A 4,216-nucleotide genomic window follows, 5' to 3' on the forward strand; every position below is an offset into this window, starting at 1 on the left:
CACGCATGCCATAGGTACAATTGATTTGGTTGAAAACAGAGTTGTCGGCATGAAATCAAGAGGCATTTATGAAACCCCAGGTGGAACGCTACTTTATAAAGCACACGAAGCACTAGAGCACCTTTGTCTTGACAGAGACACCTACAGCTTTAAATCGCAAGTGGCGATTAAATTTGCAGACTTACTCTACAACGGCCAATGGTTCAGTCCACTCAGAGAAGCATTGTCTCAATTCGTAGACAGCACACAAGAAACTGTAACTGGCAGTGTGAAAATGAAGCTTTACAAAGGCAATTGTACACTTGCAGGCACGACTTCAAAGTACGCACTTTACAACGCTTCAATTTCAAGTTTCACAACTGGTGATTTATACAACCACCACGATGCAGAAGGCTTTATTAACCTATTTGGTCTCCCTATGACCGTTAGAGCTTTAATGAAGAGAGCTGAATGGACTGAAGAAGAAGCAAGTCATTATGCCAGAGTAAAACGTGGCAATCAAGAAATTAGATAAAGCGTAAAGACTTGTGAATTATAAATTACGAATCAAAAACAGATAAAAATAGAAAGAATCTGAGATCCAATAAAACATTTACAAGAAAAACGATTAAAATTAAATGAAATGAACTTTTAGATCAATTGAAATGCATGTTAAAGACAGAGAAGGATAAATATTTATGGAAAAATTATGGAATGGTAGATTTTCTAAATCTACCGCCCTACTCACAGAAAAATTTAATGCTTCAATCGGTTTCGACTACAAGCTCTATCCTTATGACATTCTCGGTAGCTACTACCATGTGGAAATGCTTGCAAAGCAGAGCATCGTGACAAGCGATGAGGCTCAGCAGGTACAGAAGGGCTTATTAGAGATCTATCGTATTATTGAAGCCGGCAATTTTGACTTTAAGATTTCTCAAGAAGACATTCATATGAACATTGAAGCCTATCTGACCGAAATGATAGGGGATGCCGGAAAGAAGCTCCACACCGGGAGAAGTCGAAATGATCAAGTTGCCCTGGATATGAAGCTTTATACCAAGGATTGGCTCATCTCTATTTTAGGTGCCCTAACATCTTTAATTGAGCAAATGAGTTTAATCGCAAATTCTAACCTTGAAACAATTATGCCTGGCTTTACACATTTACAGCAGGCTCAACCTATAACACTGGCACATCATTTTCTCGCCTATATCGAAATGTTGAAAAGGGATTACTCACGTTTTGAGGACGCACTTGAGCGAATGGATGAAATGCCACTAGGCGCAGGCGCTCTCGCTTCTACCAGCTATCCAATAGATCGACAATATACCATGGAAAAGCTCGGCTTTAAGCGCATGACCCTCAACAGTTTAGATGCTGTTTCCGACCGTGATTACCTCATAGACTGCCTAAGTGCTGCGAGTACCTTTATGATGCATTTAAGCCGATTTTGTGAAGAAATCATTTTATGGAATTCTCAGCTCTATAATTTCATCGATCTTGATGACGCCTATACCACTGGCAGTAGTATTATGCCACAGAAAAAGAACCCTGATATTCACGAACTCATCAGAGGCAAGACGGGCAGAACCTATGCCAACCTCATGCAGCTTCTAACTGTGATGAAGGGATTACCACTGGCTTATAACAAGGACATGCAGGAAGACAAGGAGCTCTTTATGACCACTGCAGAGCAGCTCCTGGATATAATTGAAATCCTCGGTCAAACACTTGTTACTGCCAAATTTAACAAGGATGTTATGTATGAAGCAACCCTCAAGGGATATACAGAGGCAACTGACCTAGCTGATTATCTGGTGAAAAAAGGGTTGAGCTTTAGAGATAGCCATCATGTTATTGGTCAAATCGTTGGATTTGCAAGTGGTGAGAAACTTGCACTTAAGGATATCTCCTTAGACAAGTACAAATCATTTTCAGAGCTCTTTGACCAAGACCTTTATGAAGTGATCAAGCTTGAAAACATTGTGGCTTCAAAGGCGCATGTTGGCGGCCCAGCACCGAGTGCGTGTAAATCACATCTTACGCAAGTCTCCGAATGGTTAAGAGACATGCAGGCCTCTCAAAGCGCTAACATTTCACCTATTGGCATATTAAATCAATTAAAGTAATCTCAAAAAATATAAATAACCCCCTAAGTTTTGCATCGTGAATCGTGATATGCTCCCTTTTAGGTAGACAGTTAAAATAATAAACTGTTTACCTAGAAGGGGGCATTTTGTTTGTGAAAAAGTATACACCAGAAGAAAAACTTGAAATAATAAATAAAGTCCTGATAAAACAACAAACAATCTCATCTGTAGCTATGATGTATGGACTTACACATACCACATTGAGCTCATGGATCAGAAATTATGAGTCAATGGGTGCAGAGATATTTTATAAAACAGGATGGACAAATAGATCACCAGTCCAGAAAGAAGCAGCTGTATTAGATTACTTGAATGGACAAGGATCACTCCGTGCAATCTGCAGAATGCATAAAATATCTGATACAAAAACACTTCGTCAGTGGATTATAAAGTATAATGATCATGAAGTATTAAAATCTTCTGGAGCTGGAGGAAATACAATCATGACAAAAGGACGAACAACCACTTTTGATGAAAGGGTAGAAATTGTACAATATTGCCTAACACACAAACACAATTATGCTGAAACCGCTGAAAAATATCAAATATCCTATCAGCAAGCACGCAGCTACACACTGAAATATGAAGCAAATGGTGTTGATGCTTTAAAAGATAATCGTGGACGAAGAAAACCCGAAAATGAAATGACAGAGGTGGAGCGATTACGAGCAGAAAATAGACTTTTAAAAGCGGAAAATAAACGCGCTGAAATGGAGATTTCCTTCTTAAAAAAACTCGAGGAAATAGAGAGGGGGCGGGGCTAAATCGGCTTCATCATGAACACATATACAGAGCAATCAAGTCTGAAAACGAAGAAAAATCTTATCCTGTTCTAGAATTATGTAAACTGGGAAATATCTCGAGAGCAGCATATTATAAATGGCTGCATAGAAGCATTCCTGAAAATGAGAGAAAGAATCATCAAATCGCAGAAATAATCGAAGCAATTCATGAGGAATCATCAGATAAGGGGTATCGTAGAATAAGAGATGATCTTGATCGCTATTATGGAATAGCTGTTAACGACAAACGAGTGCTTCGAATCTGTCGAAAACTGGATATCAAATCAACGATTAAGTATTCTAACAATGGATGCACTAGACAAGCTTCCAATCCACAGTACATTGCTGAAAATGTGCTAAATCGTGAATTTAAGGCTACTGAACCAAATCAGAAATGGCTTACTGATGTCACAGAGTTTCATTACTATGATGGCCTAATAAAACACAAGGTGTATCTCAGTGCAATTCTTGATCTTTATGATAGACGAATCGTGTCCTATGTAATCCGTGATAGTAATAATAATGCTTTGGTATTTGATACTTTGGAAGCTGCTATAAACGCAAATCCTAATGCACATCCATTGTTTCACAGCGATAGAGGTTTTCAGTACACGAATAGAGTATTTCATGCGAAGATTGAACGTGCAGGAATGACTCAGAGTATGTCTCGAGTGGCTAAATGTCTTGATAATGGCCCAATGGAGGGTTTCTGGGGAATCATAAAAAGAGAACGCTATTACGGGAAAAGGTTTACAAGTAGATCTGAAGTGGTTGAAATGATAGAAAAATACATTGAGTATTACAATGGCAGAAGATTGCAACGCAACTTAGGAGTACTGACGCCTTTGGAAAAACACCAAAAGTATTTGCTAGCAGCATAAAAAAACTGCCAGCAGGTTTACCTACTGGCAGAAAAGTTTTATATTTTTTTAATTGTCCACTTGACGGGTAGCAGTTCAGACCCTTAAAGGGACTATTTTTTATTTAGGCATTTTAAATTAACCCTATGCCTTATCCGAGTTAATCTAACCGTTAACCCATTCCTCAACCTTCTTGACATCCTTCCAGTTAACGCTCTAGTTATCCTTCTAGTTATCCTTTCTAGTTGTCTTTATAATTGTCCTTCTAGTTATTCTTCTCTAGCCTACTAGTTCACCAAGGCTTTCAACCCCTTCCGTCTCACTGGTCACATCAGACAGTTTTGCAATCGTAAAGCCCGTAAAGCCATAAATTGCTGAGATGATTGGATTGATATAATTTAGAAAACAATAAGGCACATATGTCCATGGTGCAAGTCCTAGA

At 38.6% G+C, this 4,216-nt stretch carries 3 protein-coding genes and 1 pseudogene; all 4 read left to right on the plus strand.

The features are described 5' to 3' along the window. Nucleotides 1–514 (plus strand): annotated as a pseudogene (locus tag AC220I_RS19000) (argininosuccinate synthase); the annotation flags it as partial. Between the two features lie 163 nt (nt 515–677). Next, on the plus strand, nt 678–2,111 hold the full coding sequence (argH, locus tag AC220I_RS19005) for an argininosuccinate lyase (protein ID WP_486725438.1): 1,434 nt from the start codon (nt 678–680) through the stop codon (nt 2,109–2,111). Between the two features lie 113 nt (nt 2,112–2,224). Then, a complete protein-coding gene (locus AC220I_RS19010; protein WP_486725439.1) occupies nt 2,225–2,896 on the plus strand; it encodes a transposase in 672 nt (223 codons plus the stop codon). 20 nt (nt 2,897–2,916) lie between these two features. Continuing rightward, complete coding sequence (locus tag AC220I_RS19015) at nt 2,917–3,795, plus strand: IS3 family transposase (protein WP_486725440.1); 879 nt, start codon at nt 2,917–2,919, stop codon at nt 3,793–3,795. The last annotated feature ends 421 nt before the right edge of the window (nt 3,796–4,216 follow it).

It is taken from the genome of Fusibacter sp. (assembly GCF_057447755.1).

Coding starts and splice junctions, on each gene's coding strand:
- argH (WP_486725438.1), top strand. CDS start 678: ATGGAAAAATTATGGAATGGTAGATTTTCTAAATCTACCGCCCTACTC.